General features: G+C 70.8%; 19 protein-coding genes and 1 pseudogene. 10 read left to right on the plus strand and 10 right to left on the minus strand.

The window, feature by feature from the left end:
- The coding region (locus D7V80_RS31355; protein ID WP_147447271.1) for a M23 family metallopeptidase at window positions 1-950 on the plus strand (950 nt) is incomplete at its 5' end.
- A gap of 18 nt (window positions 951-968) precedes the next feature.
- Here D7V80_RS31355 and D7V80_RS31360 read toward each other — a convergent pair.
- The 9 genes from D7V80_RS31360 to D7V80_RS31400 form a co-directional block, all read right to left on the minus strand.
- Window positions 969-1,715 (minus strand): TetR/AcrR family transcriptional regulator, encoded by a 747-nt coding sequence (locus D7V80_RS31360; RefSeq protein WP_120591641.1) that lies wholly within the window; start codon window positions 1,713-1,715, stop codon window positions 969-971.
- 153 nt (window positions 1,716-1,868) lie between these two features.
- Window positions 1,869-2,219 carry a helix-turn-helix domain-containing protein gene (locus D7V80_RS31365; protein ID WP_014398120.1) on the minus strand — a complete coding sequence of 117 codons (351 nt, stop codon included), beginning with the start codon at window positions 2,217-2,219 and terminating at the stop codon, window positions 1,869-1,871.
- Window positions 2,220-2,286: 67 nt separating this feature from the next.
- A complete protein-coding gene (locus D7V80_RS31370; protein WP_120591631.1) occupies window positions 2,287-4,950 on the minus strand; it encodes an LPS-assembly protein LptD in 2,664 nt (887 codons plus the stop codon).
- 51 nt (window positions 4,951-5,001) lie between these two features.
- On the minus strand, window positions 5,002-6,501 hold the full coding sequence (locus tag D7V80_RS31375) for an AMIN domain-containing protein (protein ID WP_199738903.1): 1,500 nt from the start codon (window positions 6,499-6,501) through the stop codon (window positions 5,002-5,004).
- A 98-nt stretch (window positions 6,502-6,599) separates the two neighbouring features.
- The gene (locus tag D7V80_RS31380) at window positions 6,600-7,871 is read right to left on the minus strand and encodes an alpha/beta fold hydrolase (protein ID WP_043321899.1); all 1,272 of its coding nucleotides are present in this window, start codon (window positions 7,869-7,871) and stop codon (window positions 6,600-6,602) included.
- Between the two features lie 18 nt (window positions 7,872-7,889).
- Window positions 7,890-9,206 (minus strand): folylpolyglutamate synthase/dihydrofolate synthase family protein, encoded by a 1,317-nt coding sequence (locus D7V80_RS31385; RefSeq protein ID WP_233585860.1) that lies wholly within the window; start codon window positions 9,204-9,206, stop codon window positions 7,890-7,892.
- Window positions 9,207-9,225: 19 nt separating this feature from the next.
- Window positions 9,226-10,083, minus strand: a complete 858-nt coding sequence (accD, locus tag D7V80_RS31390) for an acetyl-CoA carboxylase, carboxyltransferase subunit beta (protein WP_120591633.1) — start codon at window positions 10,081-10,083, stop codon at window positions 9,226-9,228.
- 68 nt (window positions 10,084-10,151) lie between these two features.
- Complete coding sequence (locus D7V80_RS31395; RefSeq protein WP_120591634.1) at window positions 10,152-10,907, minus strand: MBL fold metallo-hydrolase; 756 nt, start codon at window positions 10,905-10,907, stop codon at window positions 10,152-10,154.
- A gap of 1 nt (window position 10,908) precedes the next feature.
- Window positions 10,909-11,559, minus strand: a complete 651-nt coding sequence (locus tag D7V80_RS31400; RefSeq protein ID WP_014398127.1) for a Crp/Fnr family transcriptional regulator — start codon at window positions 11,557-11,559, stop codon at window positions 10,909-10,911.
- A 152-nt stretch (window positions 11,560-11,711) separates the two neighbouring features.
- On the opposite strand from D7V80_RS31400, the gene purM reads away from it, so the two are divergent.
- From purM to D7V80_RS31415, 3 genes are read left to right on the plus strand one after another with little or no spacing between them, the layout of a single operon-like run.
- Complete coding sequence (gene purM / locus D7V80_RS31405) at window positions 11,712-12,749, plus strand: phosphoribosylformylglycinamidine cyclo-ligase (protein ID WP_120566513.1); 1,038 nt, start codon at window positions 11,712-11,714, stop codon at window positions 12,747-12,749.
- The gene (gene purN / locus D7V80_RS31410) at window positions 12,746-13,411 is read left to right on the plus strand and encodes a phosphoribosylglycinamide formyltransferase (RefSeq protein WP_120591635.1); all 666 of its coding nucleotides are present in this window, start codon (window positions 12,746-12,748) and stop codon (window positions 13,409-13,411) included. Before purM ends, purN begins: the two co-directional genes overlap by 4 nt.
- On the plus strand, window positions 13,408-13,971 hold the full coding sequence (locus tag D7V80_RS31415; protein ID WP_233585862.1) for a DUF523 domain-containing protein: 564 nt from the start codon (window positions 13,408-13,410) through the stop codon (window positions 13,969-13,971). Before purN ends, D7V80_RS31415 begins: the two co-directional genes overlap by 4 nt.
- A 2-nt stretch (window positions 13,972-13,973) precedes the next feature.
- Here D7V80_RS31415 and D7V80_RS31420 read toward each other — a convergent pair whose 3' ends face one another.
- Window positions 13,974-15,041 (minus strand): enoyl-CoA hydratase/isomerase family protein, encoded by a 1,068-nt coding sequence (locus D7V80_RS31420; protein ID WP_120591637.1) that lies wholly within the window; start codon window positions 15,039-15,041, stop codon window positions 13,974-13,976.
- Between the two features lie 83 nt (window positions 15,042-15,124).
- Between D7V80_RS31420 and D7V80_RS31425 the strand changes: the two are divergent.
- The 6 genes and pseudogenes from D7V80_RS31425 to D7V80_RS31450 all read left to right on the plus strand — a co-directional run.
- A pseudogene (locus D7V80_RS31425) lies at window positions 15,125-15,815 on the plus strand (HAD family hydrolase).
- A gap of 85 nt (window positions 15,816-15,900) precedes the next feature.
- A complete protein-coding gene (locus D7V80_RS31430; RefSeq protein WP_120591638.1) occupies window positions 15,901-17,421 on the plus strand; it encodes an NAD(P)-binding protein in 1,521 nt (506 codons plus the stop codon).
- Window positions 17,422-17,525: 104 nt separating this feature from the next.
- Window positions 17,526-17,717 carry a 50S ribosomal protein L28 gene (rpmB, locus tag D7V80_RS31435; RefSeq protein WP_120591639.1) on the plus strand — a complete coding sequence of 64 codons (192 nt, stop codon included), beginning with the start codon at window positions 17,526-17,528 and terminating at the stop codon, window positions 17,715-17,717.
- Between the two features lie 23 nt (window positions 17,718-17,740).
- A complete protein-coding gene (gene murQ / locus D7V80_RS31440; RefSeq protein ID WP_120591640.1) occupies window positions 17,741-18,688 on the plus strand; it encodes an N-acetylmuramic acid 6-phosphate etherase in 948 nt (315 codons plus the stop codon).
- Window positions 18,689-18,795: 107 nt separating this feature from the next.
- Window positions 18,796-19,959 carry an anhydro-N-acetylmuramic acid kinase gene (locus tag D7V80_RS31445; protein ID WP_014398136.1) on the plus strand — a complete coding sequence of 388 codons (1,164 nt, stop codon included), beginning with the start codon at window positions 18,796-18,798 and terminating at the stop codon, window positions 19,957-19,959.
- Window positions 19,956-20,565: ATP/GTP-binding protein (locus tag D7V80_RS31450; protein WP_233585864.1), on the plus strand; the 610-nt coding region annotated here is incomplete at its 3' end. The genes D7V80_RS31445 and D7V80_RS31450, both read left to right, overlap by 4 nt.

Raw genomic sequence — 20,565 nt, forward strand, 5'->3', positions numbered from 1 at the left:
TCCTCTCCCTGCTCGCCTCCGGGTCTCCGGCGCTCGCCGCCGCCACGCCCGCCGCCCCCTCCGCCGTGCTCCAGGGAGAGCTGGCGCCGCTGAAGGTGGCGCCCGTGGAGGGGCCGCGCCTGGCGCTGCAGCCCTCCAACCCCAAGCCGGGCGACCCGGTGCTGGTGACGGTGAGCGGCGCGTCCTCGCTGCCCACGGGGACCATCGAGGGCCGGCCCCTGCGCTTCTTCGCGTGGAACAACGGCTACGCGGCCCTCACCAGCCTGCCGGTGGAGCAGACGGAAGGCACCGTGGCGGTGGACGTCACGGCCCCCGGGCGTGGCCTGCCGGTGCTGCTGTCCGGCGTGCTCCACGTGAGCGCGCCGGGCTTCCGCGAGCGCGAGCTGCGCGTGGCCAACAAGTACGTGAAGCCGCCCAAGGCGGTGAAGGCGCGCATGGAGGCGGACCGCAAGGCGTTCGCCGCGGCGTTCGCGCAGCCCTTCCAGACGCCGCTGTTCGGCCAGAACTTCGCCTGGCCACGCGAGGCCACGGTGACGGCGCCCTTTGGCGACCGCCGCTCGTTCAACGGCAAGCTGCAGACGCAGCACTTCGGCGTGGACCTGGATGGCGCCACGGGCTCGCCGGTGGTCGCCGCCAACGACGGCACCGTGGTGATGACGCGCGACAACTACGCGTCCGGCAACACCGTGCTCGTGCACCACGGCGCGGGGCTCTACACCGCGTACTTCCACCTGTCGCGCATCGACGTGAAGGACGGCGCGCGGGTGAAGCAGGGCGACGCGCTGGGCCTGGTGGGCAGCACCGGCCGCGTCACCGGCCCGCACCTCCACTGGGGCGTGAAGGCGGATGACCGCTGGGTGGATGGACAGACGCTGCTCAAGCTGGACTTCACCGGCGCCCCGGAAGCGCCGGGCGTGGCCACCAACGCACCCGGCCTGAGCAACCCGTAGCGCGCCGCGCGGCCTTCTTCAGCCGCGCTTGGGCGTCCGGGCCTTGGGCGCGGCCTTCTCCCGCTTCAGCGGGGCCGCGGCCTGGGGCTCCTCGCCTTGCGGAAGCTCAAGCTTCGCGGGCTCCGCCTTGGAGGAGGCGCCGCTCAGCAGCACGCCGTGGAGGAACGAGTCGGCGATCTGCGCCTTGGCGCGCTCGAGCATCACCGTGTCGCGCGCGTCCGCCAGCCCCACGACGAAGGCGGTGAGCCCCATTTCGATGGAGCCGAAGAGCAGCGCGGACGCGAGCAGCGGATCCACGTCCGGGCGCAGCTCCCCCGCCTCCTTCGCGCGGGTGAACATCTGCGCGCTCAGGCGGATGACGTCCACGAAGGCCGTCTGCCGGTTGATGCGGGCTCCCGCCGGTGAACGGGCAATCTCGAGGATGAGCACCTTCACCGCGCGGGGATCCACGCGGTAGGCCTCGAAGGCCACGTCCGCGATGCGGCGGACCTTCTCCACCAGCGGCCCCTCGCTCTCCGCGACGGCGCGCGCACGCGCGATGAAACCGCTCCAGCCCGTCTCGAAGACGGTCTCCAGCAGCTCATCCTTGTTCTTGAAGTAGTGGTAGACGAGCCCGTACGCGACGCCCGCCTCCTTGGCGACGTCCGCGATACGGCAGCCGTGGTAGCCCTTGCGGGCGAACACGTCGATGGCGGCCCGCAGGATGGTGCGGCGGCGCTCGCTCTCCCGCGTCCCGTTCTCCGGCGCCGTCTTCTGCTGGCCCACGCGTCCTCCCACGGCTGGTTGATTCGAGAATCAGCCAACCACGCTACGGACGCGGGGCTCCGGGGTCAATCCTTACGTGGGGCCCTCCGCCGCGCCGGGGGGGAGGCGGGCGGAAGGGACACGCACGGGGAAGGGCCCTCCCCGGGAGGAGACTCAGGCCGCCGAGCCGTTGAACATCACGCGGGCCACGCCGAGCAGGCGGTCCACGTCGCGCGCGTTGAGGCCGCGCGCGCGGGCGAAGTCAGACAGGGGACGCAGCAGGTCCTCCGTCTGGGCGGGCGTCTGCTCGGTGCCCGTGAAGAGTTCACCGAGGCTGACGCTGAGGGCGTTGGAAAGGGCCGCCAGGGTCTCCACGTGGGGCACGCGCTCGCCGCGTTCGATCATCGACAGGAAGGACACGCTGATCTGCGCTCGCTCCGCGAGCTCCTCCTGCGTCCATCGCTCCGGGCGCTGCGTGCGAAGCTCGCGAATGCGCTGGCCAATTCTTTTTCCGAGATCCGACACGAAGTACTTCTCCTCTAGGGGGGATGTTTCCGAGGTGTGTGCAACGCTCGCGTACGGCGGGTGATTCCTACCCTCCCGACCCGAAGGATCCGAATCCGGCCACACTCAAATTCACGCCGGCGAATTCCGGCGTCTGATTGCGCCGCAGGATCACAACCCCTTCGATCCGCCAGCAGTCACAGGCGGGTCCATACGACACGCCAAAGGTCTGCTGTGCAAGGGGCTGACTTTCCTGGGTAATCAGATCCTTATAAAGCGGCTGCACCAGTGCTTCGTATCGCAACCCGAGCCCGAATCCGAGCTTGATTCGCGTACCGACAGTGAGAGCCTGTGCCCGTTCGGTCGGAGAGGGGTCGAGTTGGTCGTTGTGGGACGGCAGGGGACGAGGTGCGTCTCCCACCAGCATGTCCACTCCCCGACGCGCGAAATCGGGTCCTTGTGCCAAAGGATCCAACCCACGATCAATTGACAATTGTTTCACGGCCAGCAGGTCGTCGTAGCGAGCGTACAGCGCGTTGCCCTTGCCATTGTCGATGGTGAAGTCGGCGGACAGCTGGGTGATGTCGAGCGTCGTGGGATCCATGCGCACGAGCGCGCCCGCGGTGAGGACGCCGGCGCTGGCGGACAGGCGCGCGAAGGTGTCGCGCAGCACGCTGCCCTGCACCAGGTCCCGGCCCGCGACGGGCGCGACGCGCGACAAATCGAAGCCCTGGCCGATGCGCAGGCGCAGCGGTTCGCGGGTCGTGGGCCCCTTGCGCACGCGCAACGTCTGGTCCACGGCGACCACGGCGTGGAGGAAGCCGCGCACGCTGCCGTCGGACTGGAGCGGCACCGCGGAGTCCCACTCGTCATAGATGAGCGGCACGGTGCCGGTGCCGATGCCGTTGAGGGCGGTGAGCCCGTGGCCCCAGCCGCCGGGCACGTAGCGCAGGTTCACCGACGGGGACAGCGTGTGCCGGTAGAGCGTGTCCCGGTCCGCGAAGGTGCGCGCCAGCTGCGAGTCCAGCACCAGGTCCGCCAGCGCGTAGCCGCGCGCGGCGGTGCGGCCGGAGACCTCGCCCACGGACACGTCCTGGCGCAGCCCCACGGAAGGCGTCAGCCGGCCCCAGTTGCCCAGCCCGTAGGACGTGGACAGGCGCGAGGCCAACGCCACGCGGTCGCGGCCCTCGCGCTCGGTGGGGTCCAGGACGCCGTTGCCCTGCAGCGCATCAAACACGGCCGCGCCCTCGGGAGGCGTGCCCTCGGGGCGCCAGAAGCCGTTGAGCGAGTAGAGCCCGTCGGAGCCGTCGTCCGCGAAGCCGCCGCTGCGCAGGGGCGCCAGCCGGCTGTACTCCACCTGCAGTCCGCCCATCACGCGCCCGCCGAAGAGGGGCCGCTGCGGCAGGGCCAGGGTGATGCCCGGCAGGCGCTGGAACGTCGTGGGGCCGTGGGGGTCGGTGGCGACGCCACTCAGCGACGCCACCGCGGGAATGGGGTTCGTCTGGAAGAAGCGGAACGGGTAGCGCAGGTCCTGGCGCAGCGACACGTCCAGGCCCAGGTAGCGTTCGTCGCGGCGCTGGTACACCACGGCGGTGCTGCGCAGGTAGTTGGTGTTCTGCACCAGCAGGTCGGCGGTGAGGTCGCGCGTGTAGAAGCCGTCCGACACGAAGTACGCGTCCACGCGGTCGTGCCAGCCATCGCCCAGGTCCTGCGTGTGCTGCCAGGACGCCTCGCCGCGCAGGCCCCGCTTCTCGTCCAGGATGGCGCCGGTGTCGGTGCCCCCTTCGCGCATGAACAAGAAGGTGGTCGGATTGAGCCGGGGCCGCAGGTCGTAGAGGAACCCCAGGGTGGCGCGGCCCCGGGTGCGGTCGCTGGGGACGTAGCGGAACTCGGTGTGCAGCCGAGGCCCCTTCACGCCGTTGAGACGGGGCTCGAAGATGGGGTTGCCCGCCGCGTCCACCCGGAGCGTGTCGAGGTCACTGCTCCCCGTGTAGATGCCCGGGGTGAACGTCAGGTCGTAGCTCTCCCCCAGCGTGAGGAAGACGGGCTGTTCCAGCGAGAAGCCGTTGAGGCCGGAGTTGGCCGGGCGGGGGATGAGCAGGCCGGAGCGGCGCTGGGCCAGGGGCAGGTACAGCCACGGCAGCGCGAACACCGGCACGGACTGCACGTACACCACGGGCCAGGTGAGGATGGCGCGCTCGCCCATCTTCACGTTGGCCTCCTTCGCCTCCACGCGCCAGCTGGGTTCGCCCGGGCCGCACTGGCACGGGGTGAAGGCCAGGCCGTCCACGGAGAAGGACGTCTCCCCGGTGCGGCGGATGCGCGTGCCGCTCATCAGGACGGGCGTCTCTCCCATCTTGCGCAGCTCGTCCGGCGTCTTGGCGGCCTGGAGCGCTTCGGGGGTGACGCCCTTCTTCTGCATGAAGAGGCCGCCCTTCACGTTGGCCTCGTTGGTGCGCAGGTCCACGCGGACGTCGTCCGCGATGGCGGCCATCAGGCCGCTGACGAACATCACGTTGCCGGTGGCGGTGGCCACCTGCGTGGCCTCGCTGTACGTCACTTCATCCGCGCGGAGCACGTTGGGGCCGCTGCGTAGCTCGCAGTGGCCCCGGGCGGTGAGGATGTCGTTCTCGAAGACGACGTAGTCGGCCGCCAACTCCACGACCTCGCCGGTGGGGAGCTCCACCTGCGTGGCCAGCGGAATCTGGGCCGACACCCAGAGCGTCAGGACGACCGGGGCAAGGAAGGACATTCGGGAGGCGTGGGCGGTGGGCGCCGTGCCGGCAACGGCGCCCGCCCCGTCCTACCGGCCCGGACGCGGGAAGTCGAGGGTGATGAGGCCGCCTTCCTGGCGTGTCTCATAACGAACCCCCTGCTTCAGCTGGATGACGACGCGCACCGTCTGGCCCGCGCCGGAGAACGCCTCCACCCGCGACACGGCCGACGGGAAGAAGTGCGTGTCCAGGGGCAGCGTGTTGTTGGACTCCACCACCCGCGTGTTCTCCAGCTCCAGGACCACCTGCTTGCCGGAGCCGTTCACCGTGTAGCGCACCGGCTCGTTGGTGCGCACGAAGACGCGCGAGCTGTCCGGCTGCTGCTGGAAGCCAATCTGCGTCATCGTCTTGCGGCGCGACGACACCGCGCCCCCGCCGCTCTCGCGGGACTCGGCCGCGGCGCTGCCCTGGCTGGGGCGGGCGCGCGGCTCACGGGCGGCCACGGCCTGCTCGCGGCGCTCACGGGCTTCCTCGGCACGCTGGCGCTTCGCCTCGGCGGCGGCCTCGCGGGCCGACTGCTGCTCCTCGCGGCGGGCCTGCGCGGCGGCCTGGCGCTCCTCGTCCTTCTGACGCTTCGCCTCGGCGGCGGCCTGCGCGGCGGAGCGCTTCTGCTCCGCGGCCGTCTTCGCGGCGGCCTGACGCTCCTCGGCGGCGGCCTGGGCCGCGGCGCGCTTCTCTTCCGCTGCGGCCTGGGCGGCGGCCTTCGCCTCCTCCTCCCGCTGGCGCTTCTGGTCGGCGGCGGCCTGCGCGGTGGCGCGGCGCTCATCCTCGGCGCGCTTCGCGGCGGCCTGGGCCTCCGCCTCCTGACGCTTGCGCTCCGCGGCGGCGGCCTGCTCCGACGCGCGGCGCTCCTCGTCCTGGCGCTTCGCGGAGGCCTGGGCCTCCTCCTGGCGCTTCTTCTCCGCGTCCGCATCCGCCTTGGCACGGGCGGCGGCCTCGGCGGCGGCCTTCTCCTGGGCCTCGCGCTCCGCCCGGGCGGCGTCGGCGGCGGCCTTCACGGCCTGGGTCTGCGCCTCCCGGTCCGACGCGGCGGCGCGGGCCGCGTCCTGCGCGTTGGAGCCGGCCTGGGTGTTGGCCGCGGTATCCCCCTGCGCGGGGGCGCCCTGCCCTTCCGTGGGACCGGCCTGCGCGACGACCGCGCCGCCACCGCTGCCCAGGACCTTCACCACCAGCTTGTTGCCGGAGGTCTGGATGTCCGTCTCCACCTCGCGCTCATAGCCGATGAGGATGCGCGCGATGGACGAGGACTCCGTGCCGTAGGCCTGCGTGCGGATGCCCGTCACGGTGCCGTTGCCCACCGGCAGCTCCTCCGGCACGTCCTTGAAGACGGCGCCGGACACGTCGATGACGAGCCGGGGCGGGTCCGTCATGGTGAAGCTGTTGAAGTCCGCCTTCTTGCTGCCGGTGATCTCCACCGTTCCGCCGCTGACGGTGACGGACGTGATGGTGTTGTAGTCCACCGGCTGCTGAGCCAGCGCCACCAGGGGCACCAGCCACAACCCGAGCAGCGACACCGCCAAGCCCTTCATCGACCACTCCCGTGCCATGCGTCAGAAGACAGACGCGCGCGAAATTATCACGCACCCGGGAGGCACCAACTTTTCAGTCTGGCCGGAACGTCCGCGCTTCAACGCAAGCGCGGCATGGACGGCGAGCGCGTGCGGTGCGTGCGGGTGTACTCGATGAGGTTCTTGATGTCGTAGCAGATCTGCCGGATGTCGTGCCCCATGGTGAGCTCGACGTGGCTGTTGCCCTTCACCGGCCGCCACAGCAGGTATTCGCTCTTCGCGGCGCGGTAGACGCTGCGCGTGGATTCCACGGATGCCAGCGGATCCATGTCCCCGAAGATGATGGCCATGGGGATTTCAATCTTCCCGAAGCCCCGCTTGAAGTCGTAGTCCGTGCGGTAGCAAACCATCTCGCCGCGGCGGATCCACCGGGCGAACTGTTCAATCACCTTGCGGGGCTCGCGCTCGCCGCCCTCGCGCAGGAGCCACCGGATGTCGTCCCGGCTGACGCGTTCGGTGTTGATGAGCCGGTTCAGCTTGCGCGTGAACCGCTGATACAGCGCGGACTCGTCCGCGTGCGACAGCTGGCGCTCCACCCACTTGAGCACCACGTCCACCGGCACCGCGTTGAACACGAGCGACTTGGGCGAATCCGGCTCCAGGCGCTTCTGGAGCGCGGGGCTGAAGGCGCCCGCCCCCTTCGCCAGCAGCGAGCGGCCCAGCGAGGACGCGCGGCGGTTGAGGTTCAGTCCGCCCAGCGTCAGGTCCACGGCGCTCGCGACGAGGGGTGAGCCGTGCGCCAGCGCGCGCAGCAGCATGAAGCCGCGCCCCAGGTCCGCGGGCGAACCGATGGTGATGAGCCCCTCGAAGTCGTCGTGGATGCCGGCGTAGCCGTAGCCCAGCATGCCGCCCATGGAGTGGCCGCAGTAGAAGACGCGCTCGCGCCGGGTGATGCGCTTGACGCCGGAGACGGCCGCCGGCAGGTCGTAGAGGAAGTAGCTGTCCAGGTCCCAGCCGTAGTCCAGGTCCTGCGGCAGCGGGCGCTTGAAGCGCTCCGCGCGCTCCTTCTGGAAGGCGATGGAGCTCTTGCCGTGCCCGCGCAGTTCCAGGATGTGGATGTCCACGCCGAAGAAGAGCAGGTTCTTGACGAACTGGCCGCTCGTCCACGTGTGCCGGTTCTGGGAGAAGCCGTGCACCAGCAGCAGCGGCTCACCGAACAGCGGCTGCGCGAACGCCTGTTTCACCGGCCGGTAGCGCGTGATGACGAGCGACCAGCCGTCCGCCGTCTCCACCACGTAGTTGGTCTTGGAGTACAGCGCCCGGAAGTCGACCTCATCGACGGTGGGCATCGGAGGTCCCGGGAGTGCTGATCTCCAGTCCGGCAGGCGCATGTCGCAAAGTTACTGCTGCTACCGCATCGCGCCAAGGCTTCGGTCAACCCATCGCTTCACGGCGCCTACCAGGAACAGTGAGCCTGTAGCGAGGACCACGCCGTCCGGACGACCCACTGCATCGGCCCTCGCTCCGGCAAGGGCCTCCTCCAGGGAGGAGTGCGCGACGACCCGTGAACACAAAATCCGTGCTTCAGCGATGTATCGCTCCGGAGCAAGCGAGCGCGGCGTGTCCAGCGGCGTGAGGTGCACGGAGGCCGCCAGCGGAAACAGGGCCCGCATCATCGGCCCCCGGTCCTTGTCCGCCACCACCCCGAAGACGAGGTGCAACAGCCGCCCGGCGTAGAGGGTGCGCAGGGCCTCCAGCAGCACCGCCACGCCCGCCGGATTGTGGGCCCCGTCCACCACCACCGTCGGCCCCTGGGCCACCTCCTCCAGCCGCCCCGGCCAGCGCGCGGTGGCCAGGCCCTCACGCGCGGCCTCCGGCGTCACCGCCACGCCCCGGGCCTGGAGGGCCTCCAGGCAGGCCAGGGCCACCGCCGCGTTCTGGTGCTGGTACGGACCGCGCAGCGCGAGCGTGAGGCCGTCGAGCGACCAGCAGGAGCCCCGATACGACAGCGTCCCATCGGACCCGGGGACGATGCCGAAGTCGCGGCCCTCCACCTGGACGGGCACGGCCAGCTGCTCCGCGCGGCGCAGGAGCGCGTCCAGGGCCTCCGGCTCCTGCCGGGAAAGCACCGCCGGGACGCCGGGCTTGAAGATGCCGGCCTTCTCCCCAGCGATCTCCCGGAGCGAGTGCCCCAGGTACTCCATGTGGTCGAAGGAGACGGGGGTGACGCAGGTGACGACGGGGTTCGCGGCGGTGGTGGCGTCCAGCCGGCCGCCCAGGCCCGTCTCCAGCACGGCCACGTCCACGCGCTCGCGGGAGAAGTGCCAGAGCGCGACCACGGTGCCGAACTCGAAGTACGTCATCGGATCCGACAGCGCGGAGGGGTAGCGCTCCAGGACCTCCAGGATGCGCTGCCCGAAGACCGCGTCCGGGATGTCCTCACCGGAGACGCGGATCCGTTCGTTCACGCGCACCAGGTGCGGGGACGTGTAGAGCCCCACGCGGTGCCCGGAAGCCTCCAGCGCGCGCGCCACGAAGGCGCAGGTGCTGCCCTTGCCGTTGGTGCCGGCGACGTGCAGCGCCGGGTAGTCCCGCTCCGGGTGATCCAGCGCGGCGAGCGCGTCCCGCACCCGCTCCAGCCCCAGCTTGATGCCGGAGGGGTTGAGCGCCTGGAAGAAGCGCAGGGCCTCTTCCGGAGTCCGGGGGGCGGCGCGGGGCGCGTCCATGGGTGGAAGGCCCGCCGCCCTACCCCAGCATGCCGAGGATCTGCCCCAGCTTCGCGCGCAGGTCCTTGCGGTGGACGATGGCGTCGATCATCCCGTGGTCCAGCAGGAACTCCGAGCGCTGGAAGCCCTCCGGCAGCTTCTGGCGGATGGTCTGTTCAATCACGCGCGGGCCGGCGAAGCCGATGAGGGCCTTGGGCTCCGCGAGGATGATGTCGCCCAGCCAGGAGAAGGACGCGGCCACGCCGCCCGTGGTGGGGTTGAGCATCACGGAGACGTACGGCTTGCCGCTGGTGCGGAAGCGGGCAATGGCCGCGGACGTCTTCGCCATCTGCATCAGGGAGAAGATGCCCTCCTGCATGCGCGCGCCACCGGAGGCGGAGAACACCACCGCAGGGCACTTGAGCTCGAAGGCGCGCTCGAACACGCGCGTGACCTTCTCACCCACCACGGAGCCCATGGAGCCGCCCATGAACTCGAAGACGAAGGAGCCGATGGACACGGGGTGTCCCTCGATGCGGCCCACGCCGGAGATGAACGCGTCGTTCTCCTCCAGGTTCTTGCGCGTGGACTTCAGCCGGTCCTTGTACTTCTTGGAGTCGGTGAAGCCGAGCGGGTCCTGGGGCTCGAGCTCCTTGTCGAACTCCTCGAAGGAGTCCGGATCCAGCGTGGCCGCCAGCCGCGCGCGAGCCGTCCAGGCATGGTGGTGCTCGCAGTGCATGCACACCATCCAGTTCTTCTCGAGTTCCTGGCGGTAGATGATCTCGTCGCACTGCTCGCACTTGGCCCAGAGGCCCTGCATGCGGGAGGGCTGGGGCTCGGCGGCTTTCTCGGAATCAGCGGCGACGGCGATGCGGGGCTTCTTGGAGAACCAGGCCATGAGGCCCGGGGGTTAATCCGGCCGCCGCGAACCGTCAATACCCGCGTACGCCGCGCCGCGGCACGTCCCTAGAACTGGAACGTCTCGCCCAGCTCCAGGACGTTCACGGGCAGCGGGGCCAGCTCCTTCTTGAGCTGGGTCACGAAGGCGGGCTTCAGGTGGTAGAGCATCACCTGCGCGCCGTTGCGGTCGAACTTGCGCAGCTCCGAGCCCACGGTGGCGGGCGTCAGGTGGCCGGAGATGTCCGCCAGGGCCTGGAGGCTGTTGGGGAAGCTGGCCTCCAGGAGCAGCGCCTTCAGGTTCTTCGTGGCGTTGAGCGCCTTCCACAGCTTGTCCGTGGGGCCGGTGTCACCGCTCATGGCCAGCGACGTCTTGCCGTCGCTGATGATGAAGGCGCACGACTCCACGGGGTGGCTCACCGGCACGCTCTTCACGGTGTAGGGGCCCACCTGGAAGGTGCTGCCGGCGCGGAAGGTCTTGATGGCCAGGACGGGCTTGTGGCGCGTGGGGATGCGCGTGAAGTCCGGCCACAGCGAGTTGTTGAACATGTTCTCGCGCAGCGCTTTCGCGCACTCGCGGGAGGCATGGATGGTGACGGGCTTGTCCCTGCGGCCGATGACCAGGTCGGCGAGCAGCGGCAGGTCCTTCACGTGATCGAAGTGGCTGTGGCCGACGAGGATGTCGTCCACCTTGCAGAGCTGATCCAGCGAGAGCGTGCCAGTGAGTGCGCCCGCGTCGAGCGCGAGCACGTCGTCCACGAGGAAGCAGGTGCTCCTGCACGTGGGAAGCTCGCCGCCGTGGCACCCGAGGACTTGCAGCTTCACGCTAGAGGTCTCCGAACTTCCACTTCATCTCGAGGTAGTTGAGGAAGTCATGCAGGCGGGCCGTGTCGTACACGGTCACCCGGTCACCGCTGCGCTCGATGAGGCCCGCGCGCTCCAGGCGCTCCAGCATGCTGCGCACGGCGGGCTCGCCCACGCCAATCTGCCGGGGCATCTCCCGGATGGCGAAGTCCACCTCCACGCCCTCCTCCAGCGGCCGGCCGCGCGTCTGGCAGGCCTGGAGGATCTGATGCACGACGCGGCTGGCGGGGTCGCCGTGGAGCAGGTTTTCAATCTGGGCGTCCGCCTCGGAGAGGCGCTCGGCCAGCTTCTTGATCATCCGCACGGCGATCTCCGCGTTGCCGCGGATCATCGCCTCGAAGGTCTTGGGGTCGATGACGAGCAGCTTCGCGTCGTCATGCACCACGGCGGAGGCGTTCCGGGGCTTGTTGGAGATGATGGCCATCTCGCCGAAGAATTCGCCCGGGCCCAGTACGGCGAGCACCTTCTCCACGTCGCGCACGCGCTTGGAGATGGCGATCTTCCCGGACTGGATGACGAACATCTCCTTGCCGATCTCTCCCTCGCGGAAGAGCTCGGTGCCCTTGGGGAACTCCTTGCCAAAACGTTGAAAGAGGGTTTCCTCGGCGCCCATCTGGCCCGCGAGTCAATCAGCCCCCACCCCACCGGTCAAATATCCCAGACCGATATCGTGCGGGCGCCCGAGGGCAGCACGCCGCCGCAAACCCGACACGTCCCATCCGAGGCCCGAGACAGGGGCCCCCGGGAGGGGTACAAGGCCGGCCCGTGGGAACGACCTACAAGCAGTCCGGAGTAGACATCGAGGCCGGCGACGCGTTCGTCGAGAAGATCAAGCCCCATGCCGCGCGCACCACGCGCCCTGAAGTCCTGGGCGGAGTGGGTGGGTTCGGCGGCCTGTTCGCACTGCCGCCCGGCAAGTACCAAGCGCCGGTGCTGGTGGCGGGCACCGACGGGGTGGGCACCAAGCTGAAGGTGGCCTTCCTGGCGGGGCGCCACGACACGGTGGGCATCGACCTGGTCGCCATGTCGGTGAACGACATCCTCACCTGTGGCGCGGAGCCGCTCTTCTTCCTGGACTACTTCGCCACGGGGAAGCTGGAGGTGGACGCCGCGGCGGAGGTGGTCAAGGGCATCGCCCTGGGCTGCGAGCAGGCGGGGTGCGCGCTTCTGGGCGGAGAGACGGCGGAGATGCCGGGCTTCTACGCGCGGGGCGAGTACGACGTCGCGGGCTTCTGCGTGGGCGTGGTGGAGCGGTCCGCCATCATCGACGGCAAGACGGTGCAGCCGGGGGACGCGCTCATCGGCCTGACGTCGTCGGGGCTGCACAGCAACGGCTACTCGCTGGCGCGCAAGGTGCTGCTGGACGACGCGAAGCTGCCCCTGGACATGACGCCGCAGGGGCTGGACCGGCCGCTGGGTGACGCGCTGCTGGAGCCCACGCGCATCTACGTGAAGGACGCGCTCGCGCTGTGCCAGGCCGTGAAGGTGAAGGGCATGGCGCACATCACCGGCAGCGGCATCCCGGGCAACCTGCCCCGCTGCCTGCCGGACGGGACGCGCGCGGTGCTGAGCGAGTCCACGTGGAAGAAGCCGGCCATCTTCGACCTCATCGCGAAGACGGGCGGCGTGGCGCGCGACGAGATGTTCAGCACGTTCAACATGGGCCTGGGCCTCATCGTCGTGGTGGCGAAGGAGGACGTGGCGAAGGCGCTGGAGGTGCTGCGCGCCCGGGGCGTGGAGGCGTCCGAGGTGGGCCGGGTGGAAGCGGGCCAGGGCGAGGCCACGGCGGTCATCGACCCATGAGCGCGCGGCGGGCGCGGCTGGGGGTGCTCGTCAGCGGCGGCGGGAGCAACCTGCAGGCGTTGCTCGACGCGGCCGGGCAGGCGGACTACCCGGCCGAGGTCGCGTGTGTGCTGTCCAACGTGCCCACGGCGTTCGCGCTGGAGCGCGCCCGGAAGGCGGGCGTGCGCGCGGAGGTGGTGGACCACAAGGGCTTCGGGTCGAAGGCGGACTTCGAGGCGGCGGTGCTCGGCGTGCTGGCGGACGCGGGCGTGGAATGGGTGTGCCTGGCGGGCTTCATGCGGCTGGTGAGCGCGGACTTCCTGAAGCGCTTCCCGGGACGCGTGCTGAACATCCACCCTTCCCTGCTACCCGCGTTCCCGGGCCTGCATGCGCAGAAGCAGGCGCTGGAGCGCGGCGTGAAGGTGGCCGGGTGCACGGTGCACTACGTGGACGCGGGCACGGACACGGGCCCCATCATCGCGCAGGCGGCGGTGCCCGTGCTGCCTGAGGATGACGAAGCGAGCCTGAGCGCGCGAATCCTCGCGGAGGAGCACCGGCTGTATCCCCTGGCCGTGCGGCTGGCGGTGACGGGCGCGGTGATGCTGGATGGGACGCGCACGAAGGTGGCTGCACAGGTGACGGGTGACAGCATGGCGCTCCGCAGTCCCGGTGCGCCGAAGTGACGAAGGCCGTAGCACCGCCGCAGGCCGCGCCCGATGCACCGAGCCTGGCCGAGCACGTTCCCTCGGATCAAAGCGAGGCGTCAGCCCGCGATGCTCGCCGGGAAGCCCTGCGCGCGGCCCCCACGGTGATGGTCAGCGCGTGCCTGCTGGGCGAGGCGTGCCGCTACGACGGACGCTCGCAGCGTTCGGAGCGAGTGCTCGCGGCGCTGGAGGGCAAGGCCGTCATCCCCATCTGCCCGGAGGCCGCCGCGGGCCTGGGCATTCCACGGCCTCCCGTGGATCTCGCGGGTGGCACGGGCGTGGACGTCTGGGCCGACCGTGCGCGGGCCCTCACGCGGGAGACCCGCGAGGACCGCACCGCCGCGTTCCAGGACGGCGCCCGGCAGGCCCTGGAGGCCGCCCGGCGGTTCGACGTCACGGTGGCTCTCCTCAAGGAGAAGAGCCCCTCGTGCGGCAGCCAGCGCGTCTACGAGACAGGCGTGCTGCGCCCCGGTGAAGGCATCACCACCGCGCTGCTTCGCGCGGACGGGCGCACCGTCGTGAGCGACGAGGACCTGTAACCTCAGCCCAGCGCGGGCAGCTCCAGCTCGTCACCCGGCCGAGGCGCGAAGCACGCCTCGACCTCAGCGTCGCTCACCTCCGCCAACGTGGCCGGGCTCCAGCGCGGCTTCTGATCCTTGTCCACCAGCACCGCGCGGATCCCCTCCTGGAAGTCCGGCCGCTGCGTCAGCGCCTGGCTCAACCGGTACTCCATCCGCGCCGTCGTGTCGTAGTCCTGGCCACGCCCGATGCGCAGCTGCCGCAGCGTCACCCGCAGGCTCGTGGGCGACATGCGCAGCAGCGTCGCGCGAGTCTCCTCCGCCCACGCCGTCCCCTCGCGCGCCAGCGCCGCGAGGATGTCCTCCACGCGATTCCCCTGGAAGCACCGGTCGATGACGTCCGCCCGCGCTGCGAGCCCCGAGGCACCGGCGTCCTGATGGAAGCCCTGCAGCACGCGCGCCGCCACCTCGCGCCCCGGCCCGCTCCAGTCCGCCGCTTCCAGCGCCCCCACCACGTCCTCCAGCCGCGAGGACTCCACCCGATGCGTCGCGTAGCCCAACCACAGCGCATCCACCGCGTCACACCGCGCGCCGGTGAGCCCCAGGTAGGTCCCCGCCTCGCCTGGGAAGCGCGGGAGGAACCAGCCACCGCCCACGTCCGGGAAGATGCCAATGGCCGTCTCCGGCATCGCGAGCATCAGCTTCTCCGTCACGACCCGGAAAGCCCCATGCACGGACAGCCCCAACCCACCGCCCATGCAGATGCCGTCCACCAGCGCGATGAACGGCTTGGGGAAGTGGTGGATCCGATGGTTGAGCCCGTACTCCGCACGGAAGAACTCGCGCGACAGCGATGCATCCGACCGTGCGGCCGAACTGGCCACCGCGCGGACGTCTCCTCCCGCACAGAAGGCCCGGCCGCCAGCGCCGCGGATCACCACCGCCTTCACGGACGGATCCGCCGCCCAGGCGTCCAGTTGGGGATGCAGCGCGTGGCACATCTCCAGGGAGAGCGCGTTGAGCGCCTTCGGTCGGTTGAGGGTGACCAGGCCCACGGCCCCCCGAGTCTCCAGCAGCACGTCCTCGCTCATGGCGTGGGGGATATCAGCCCGGAAGGGGCTCGCATGGGAGATTCAGGGGTGACATGGCGGCGGAAATCGGTATTGGGGAGAACATGACTTCCGCTGCCGCCCCCCTGCTCGCCGCCGTCTTCGACATGGATGGCACGCTCGTCGACAACATGGACTTCCACAACCGCGCCTGGGTGACGCTCGCCCGGAAACTCGGACTGGATGGCCTGACCGCGGAACGCTTCCAGAACGAGTTCGCGGGAAAGAAGAACGAGGAGATCCTCCCGCAGCTCCTGGGCCGTACCCTCTCCGTCGCGGAGCTGGACGCGCTCGCGGAGGAGAAGGAGTCCCACTACCGCGCCATCTACCGGCCGTACCTGGCGCTGCACCGGGGCGCGGAGGGCTTCCTCCACCGCCTGCGCGAAGCGAACCTGCCCCTGGCCGTGGCCACCGCCGCGCCGCACGACAACCGCGAGCTGGTGCTGGACGGGCTCGCCGTGCGTCCGCTCTTCGCCTGTGTCGTCGGTGCTGAAGAGGTGGCGCGCGGCAAGCCCGCGCCGGACATCTTCCTCGCGGCGGCGAAGGCCCTCCAGGTGCCCCCCCGAGTCGTGCCTCGCCTTCGAGGACGCCATCAACGGCGTGCTGTCCGCGCGCGCCGCCGGCATGGTCACCGTGGGCATCACCACCACCACGACCGCGGAGGCGCTGAAGAACGCGGGAGCCCACTACACCGCCCCGGACTTCGACACGCTGCCTCCGGAGCTGCTCGCGCGCCTCTTCGCCTCCAGGGCCTGAGGGGGGCACATACGCCCCACCCCAGGGACACCCGGGGCGCCAAAAGGGCGCCAGACGCGGTGACGTTGTGTAGTGTTCGGCGGCCATGTCGACGTCCGCCGCCAAACTCAAGCTCCCCTCGGGCCCGTCCCGGCACGTGTATGACGTCATCGTGCTGGGCAGCCAGGTCGGAGGCGCGCTCGCCGCCGCGCTCCTGGCGAAGCGCAACCACCGCGTGTTGCTGGTGGAGCACGACGGCATGGGGCCCGGCTACGAGCACGACGGCTTCGTGCTGCCCTACGCCCCCTTCGTCGCGCCGCCCCTGAAGGCGATGCCCGCCGTGGACGAGGCCCTCAGCGAGCTGGGCCTGTCCACCGCCATTGGCCGCGCGCTGCGCCCCCACGCGCCGGAGCTCCAGCTGGTGCTGCCCCGGAACCGGGTAGACCTGGTCGGGGACGCCGCCCGCCGCCGCGCGGAGCTGACGCGCGAGTTCGGCGAGGCCGGCGAGGGCATCCAGGGCGCGCTCGCGGGCAGCGCCGCGCAGCACGAGGCCACCGACGCCTTCTTCAAGGCCGGGCCCCAGCTGCCGCCCGACGGCTTCTTCGAGGGCTGGAAGCTCAAGGGGCAGATCAAGGAGCACCCGGCCCTGGACGCCACGCCCCGGCTCGCGGGCGAGGATCCGGCGCTGTCGCTGGTGCGCGGCCTGCTCCCCTTCCTCGTCCACCTGGAGAAGCCTGGCGCGCCCCTGGCGCACACGCGGGCCCTGTCCCAGGTGCTCACCGCGCCGTCCACCTACCCCGGCGGCATGGACGCCCTGCGCGACGTGCTCACCCGGCGGCTGACGGAGCTGGGCGGCGACGTGCTGGGCCGCGACAACCCGGCGGGCTTCATCGTCGAGGAGCTCGCGTTCGACGGCAGCAAGTTCTCCGGCGTGAAGCTGGTGCGCTCGGACACGCTCTACCGCGCGTCGTGCCTGGTGACGGCCACGGACTCCGGGGCCCTGCGCCGGCTGGTGACGGACAAGAAGCACCACCGCGGCCTGCTGGAGCACCTGGATCAGTCCAACATCAAGTCGCTGCTCTTCAGCGTGAACTGGGTGGTGCCGGAGGCGGCGCTCCCGCGCGGCATGGGCGAATTGGTGCTCGTGGACACGCAGGACCCGGAGCTGGGCCCGCTGCTCGTGCAGCAGCACCCGGCGCGCACGGCCGCGACCTCGGGGCACAAGGACGTGGAGGGGGTGCGCGTGGTGTGCGCGGGCGCCTTCGTCCCGGCCTCCGCGCGCGAAGAGGGCGAGGAGCACCTCCAGGCGCTGGCGAAGCGCATCGACGAGCACCTGGACCGGCTGATGCCCTTCACGAAGCAGCACCGCGCGCTGCGCTCGGTCCCCTACCTGGACGCCGGGGGAGTGCGCGGCAGCCGGCTCATGCCCCACCCGCTCTACAGCTTCGAAACGGAAGCCTTCCTGGGCGTCACGGGGTTGAAGCAGCGCACGCCCGCGAAGAACGTGATCCTGGCCGGCCGCGAGGTGTTGCCCGGCCTGGGCCTGGAGGGCGAGCTGCTCGCGGGCATGCGGGCCGCGAAGCTGGTGCAGGAGATGTTGAAGAAGAAGGATCCGCTCAAGGGATAGGTCCCGGGTCGGATCCGGCTGGATTTCCGGCCTGTTTCTGGTAGGGTCCGCCGCTCTTTTATGGGCTGCTGTCGAACGCCCCAGTTTTCAAGGAGTTAGCAGTCATGGCGTGGAAGTGCGACCTCTGTGGGAAGCGTCCGCTGGTGGGTAACAACGTCAGCCACGCGAACAACAAGACCAAGAAGCGGACCCTGCCGAACCTGCAGAAGGTCCGGGCGAACGTGAGCGGCACCATCGGGCGCGTCCTGGCCTGCACCCGCTGCATCAAGGCGGGCAAGGTGACCAAGGCCGCCTGAAGTCCGGGAGCCTTCCGGTGGGCATGACGCGCGCTCGAAAGTCCGCGCTTCCGCCCACCGAACGGCTCCATTCCCGTGCGGATGACCTGGACCTCCTCCCTGTCGAGGCGGTCGTCCGACGGTTGCATCAAGAAGACCTGATCGCGCTCCGCGCGGTCCGTGAGGCGTTGCCGTCCATCGCGGCGGCGGCCCGGGCCGTGGCGGAAGCGTTGCGCGCTGGCGGCCGGCTGCTCTACGTGGGCGCGGGAACCAGCGGTCGGCTCGGCGTGCTCGACGCGAGCGAGTGTCCCCCCACCTTCGGTGTCCCGGCGACGCGGGTCCAGGCGGCCATGGCTGGCGGCCGGCGGGCCCTGACGCGTGCCGTGGAGGGCGCCGAGGATGACGTCGCCGCGGGGGCCCGGGCGGTGCGGGCATTCCGGGCGACGGCGCGGGACGTGGTGTGCGGCATCTCCGCGTCGGCCTCCACTCCCTATGTCCGGGGCGCGCTGGACGAGGCCCGCGAGCGTGGGGCGCACACGGTGCTGGTGTGCTGCAACCCGCCGGGGCCGGCCATGCGCGCGGACACGGTGGTGCTGGCGCGCACGGGGCCGGAGGTGGTGGCGGGCTCCACGCGGCTGAAGGCGGGCACGGCGACGAAGCTGGTGCTCAACGCCATCACCACCGCGGCCTTCGTGTCGCTGGGCCACGTGTACCGGGGGCGCATGGTGGACGTGCGCCCCACGAACACGAAGCTGCGGGCCCGCGCGGTGCGCATGGTCGCGGAGCTGACGGACCTGCCCCCGGCTCGTGCAGCGGCGCTTCTCCAGGCCGCGGGCGACCACGTGAAGCTGGCGCTGGCCATGCACTTCACGGGGCTTCCGGCGGCCCAGGCACGGCGCCAGTTGAAGGACGCGGGCCTGCGAGGGCTCGAACGTCCGGCGGCGGTCCGAGCGGCTTCAGGGCAGCGGCCGCGTCGGCGCCCTTCGCGCTGAGCGGGCTTCCTCCGGAATCCGACAGGGAGGGCGTCATTCCCAGACACACGGGGTGCCCTCCGGGCCGGGGTCCGGCGGCCGTGGGAGCTGGCCTTTAGACTTGGGGCATGCGCCCCGCCACGCCACCCTCCCCCTCCCTGCCGCCCCGGCTGTGCGTGGGCGTGCTGTCCGGCACCAGCGTGGACGCGGCGGACGCGGCGCTGTGCCGGGTGGACGGCACCGGCGCGGACGTGAAGCTCCAGCTGCTCGCGCATGTCTCCCATCCCTTCACGCCGGACCTGGTCGCGCGGGTGCTGGGCCCCCAGGATGCCCGGAGCCTCTGCGCCCTCAACTTCGAGCTGGGGGAGCGCTTCGCTGAAGCCGTGCTGGCCGTCATCGCTCGCGCGGGCGTGAAGCGCGAGGACGTCCACGTCGTTGGCTCGCACGGCCAGACGATGGCCCACCTGCCTTCGGACCTGTCCGCCATCGCATCCACGCTCCAGATTGGCGAAGCGGCCGTCATCGCCGAGCGCACCGGCCTGCCCGTCGTCAGCGACTTCCGCACCCGCGACATGGCGGTGGGCGGCCAGGGCGCGCCGCTCGTGCCCTACCTGGACTGGGCCGTCTTCCGGAACCGCGAACGGCCGGACGTCACGCGCGCGTTCCTCAACCTGGGCGGCATCGCCAACATCAGCGTCGTGGGCGAGAACGTGGACGACACGCTCGCGTTCGACACCGGGCCCGCGAACATGGTGCTGGACGGCCTGGCGCGCCGGGTGACGCAGGGACAGCTCGCGTGCGACCGGGACGGGAGCCTGTCCTCCCGGGGCCAGGTGATCCCCGCGCTGCTGGAGGAACTGCTCGCGCATCCGTTCCTCGCGCGGCCACCACCGCGCAGCGCGGGCCGTGAAGGCTTTGGAGAGCCGCTGGTGGACCGGCTCTGGGCGGCGGCCCCGGAGCGGCCCCATGACTTGATGGCCACCGCGCGCGCCTTCACCGTGGAGGCCACCGCGCGCGCCTTCGACACCTGGGTGCGCCCCCGTTTTCCTCGACTGGAGGCGGTGTACGTCTCCGGCGGCGGGACGCGGAATCCGGTGCTGATGGCGGACCTGCGGGCGCGGCTGGCCCCGGTGCCGCTGGAGCGGCTGGACGTGCTGGGTTTCCCCGAGGAGGCGAAGGAGGCGGCCCTCTTCGCCCTGCTCGCGGCCGAGCACCGGGCCGGGACGCCCGCGAATGTTCGCCCCGCAACTGGCGCCGGGCGCCGAGTCGTTCTAGGTAAGCTGACACCGTGAGCAGCGTGAACCTGATGGCCCGCGAAGTGGCCGCGAAGATCGTCTTCTACGGCCCCGGCCTGTCGGGGAAGACGACGACCCTGCGAAAGGTCTACGAGACCGTTCGCCCGGCCCACCGCGGCGAGATGATGTCCATCGCCACCGAAGGCGACCGGACGCTGTTCTTCGACTTCCTGCCGGTGAAGGTGGAGCGCGTGGGCGACTGCTCCGTGCGCCTGGCCCTCTACACCGTGCCCGGACAGGTCTTCTACAACGCCACCCGCAAGCTGGTGCTCCAGGGCGCGGACGGCGTCGTGTTCGTGGCGGACTCGCAGGCGGAGGCCATGGACGCCAACCGCGAGTCCCTGGCCAACCTGGAGGAGAACCTCCTGGAGAACGGCATCCGCCTGGACCGCTTCCCACTGGTGATGCAGTGGAACAAGCGGGACCTGGACAACATCCTCTCCGTGGAGGAGCTGCGCCGGGAGCTCAACCCGCGCGGCGTCCCCGACTTCGAGACGGCCGCCGCCAACGGCCGCGGCGTGATGGACGCGCTCAAGACCATCACCCGGCTGGTCATCAAGGACCTGCGCGCCAAGCGCATCGTCCCGCCGCCCCGCCCCGCCC

It is taken from the genome of Corallococcus sp. CA054B (assembly GCF_003611625.1).
GTDB lineage: Bacteria > Myxococcota > Myxococcia > Myxococcales > Myxococcaceae > Corallococcus > Corallococcus coralloides.